A 2,023-nucleotide genomic window follows, 5' to 3' on the forward strand; every position below is an offset into this window, starting at 1 on the left:
CAGGTTGACCCAGAAGATCGAGCGCCAGCCGACCGACTCCACCAGCAGACCGCCCACCAGCGGGCCCGCCGCCATGGATATGCCGACCACGGCGCCCCAGACGCCGATCGCGCGGGCCCGCTCGCGCGGGTCGGTGAAGGTGTTGGTGATGATCGACATGGCGACCGGGTTGAGCATCGAGCCGCCGACCGCCTGCACCATGCGGAAGACGACGAGCAGTTCGAGGCTGGGCGCCAGGGAGCACAGCAGTGATCCGAGGCCGAAGACGACCAGCCCGGCCATGAACACGCGCTTGCGGCCGATGCGGTCGGCCGTGGAGCCGGCCAGCATCAGCAGCGAGGCGAGCACCAGGGTGTAGGCGTCGATGGTCCACTGCAGACCGGAGGTCTGCGCGTGCAGGTCGCGCTGGAGGGAGGGGAGCGCGACGTTGAGAACGGTGTTGTCGAGGCTCACGATCAGCAGGCTCATGCAGCAGATCGCGAGCACCAGCAGACGCCGGCGGTGGCTGAGCTCGGGCATGGGTTCCAGCCTAGCCGATATCGATAGTGCGGTTAACTAATGAGTGGTACAGGATCTTCGTCGATACGTGACAATGGGGGAATGCCCACGCCCGAGTCCCCCCTCCAGATCGGTCCGCACACCGTCGCGCCCCCCGTGGTCCTGGCCCCCATGGCCGGTATCACCAACGCGCCCTTCCGCACCCTGTGCCGGGAGTTCTCCGGTGGCAAGGGCCTGTTCGTCAGCGAGATGATCACCACCCGGGCGCTGGTCGAGCGCAACGACAAGACCATGCAGCTGATCAGGTTCGACGCCAGTGAGCGGCCCCGCTCCATCCAGCTGTACGGCGTCGACCCGGCCACCGTCGGCAAGGCCGTCCGCATGATCGCGGAGGAGGACCTCGCCGACCACATCGATCTCAACTTCGGCTGCCCGGTGCCCAAGGTGACCAGGAAGGGCGGCGGCTCGGCCCTGCCCTACAAGCGCAACCTGCTGCGCGCCATCCTGCGCGAGGCGGTCAGCGGCGCCGGCGACCTGCCGGTCACCATGAAGATGCGCAAGGGCATCGACGACGACCACCTCACCCACCTCGACGCCGGCCGCATCGCCGTCGAGGAGGGCGTCACCTCCATCGCGCTGCACGGCCGCACCGCCGCCCAGCACTACGGCGGCACCGCCGACTGGGACGCCATCGCCCGCCTCAAGGAGCACGTCCCGGAGATCCCGGTCCTCGGCAACGGCGACATCTGGTCCGCCGAGGACGCCCTGCGCATGGTGCGCGAGACCGGCTGCGACGGCGTGGTCGTGGGCCGCGGCTGCCTGGGCCGGCCGTGGCTGTTCGCCGACCTGGTCGCCGCCTTCGAGGGGCGTGCGGACGCGTACGTCCGCCCCGGCCTGCGCGAGGTCGCGGACGTCATGGTCCGGCACGCCACCCTGCTCGGGGAGTGGCTCGGCGACGAGCAGCGCGGTGTCGTCGACTTCCGCAAGCACGTCGCCTGGTACCTCAAGGGCTTCTCGGTCGGCTCCGAGATGCGCAAGCGGCTCGCCGTCACCTCCTCGCTCCAGGAACTGCGCGGCGGCCTCGACGAGCTGGACCTCGACCAGCCCTGGCCGGCCGGCGCGGACGGCCCGCGCGGCCGCACGTCCGGCAACAACCGGGTGGTCCTGCCGGACGGCTGGCTGAAGGACCCGTACGACTGCGCGGGTGTCGGCGAGGACGCGGAGCTGGACACCTCCGGCGGCTGAGCCGCCTTCCGGCGGGCCCGCGGTCAGCCCTTGGAGGGGTGCGGGGTCGAGCCGTAGGCCGTCAGGAAGCGGTCGCGGAAGGCGCTCATCTTCCAGACCGGGGCGTCGTGCGCGGGCCGCAGGCCGTCGGTCCAGCCCCAACTGGAGATCTTGTCGAGGACCTTGGGGTCCTTGGCCACGATCGAGACGGGTACGTCACGGCTGGCGTGGTTGCCGCTGACCCGGGCGATCGGCTGGTGGTCGCCGAGGAAGACGAGCACGGTGTTGTCGTTGCCGTAGC

At 70.4% G+C, this 2,023-nt stretch carries 2 protein-coding genes and 1 pseudogene; 1 reads left to right on the forward strand and 2 read right to left on the reverse strand.

Annotated elements, in window-relative coordinates; genetic code table 11:
• The coding region (locus IE249_RS35680) for an MFS transporter (protein ID WP_229857129.1) at positions 1–519 on the reverse strand (519 nt) is incomplete at its 3' end.
• An 81-nt stretch (positions 520–600) separates the two neighbouring features.
• On the opposite strand from IE249_RS35680, the gene dusB reads away from it, so the two are divergent.
• Positions 601–1,743, forward strand: coding sequence for a tRNA dihydrouridine synthase DusB (dusB, locus tag IE249_RS00480; protein WP_189702763.1), 1,143 nt, complete (start codon positions 601–603; stop codon positions 1,741–1,743).
• A 23-nt stretch (positions 1,744–1,766) separates the two neighbouring features.
• On the opposite strand, the pseudogene IE249_RS35685 reads toward dusB, so the two are convergent.
• Positions 1,767–2,023, reverse strand: a pseudogene (locus tag IE249_RS35685) (CDP-alcohol phosphatidyltransferase); the annotation flags it as partial.

This window comes from Streptomyces anandii JCM 4720 (assembly GCF_014650655.1).
Taxonomy (GTDB): domain Bacteria; phylum Actinomycetota; class Actinomycetes; order Streptomycetales; family Streptomycetaceae; genus Streptomyces; species Streptomyces anandii.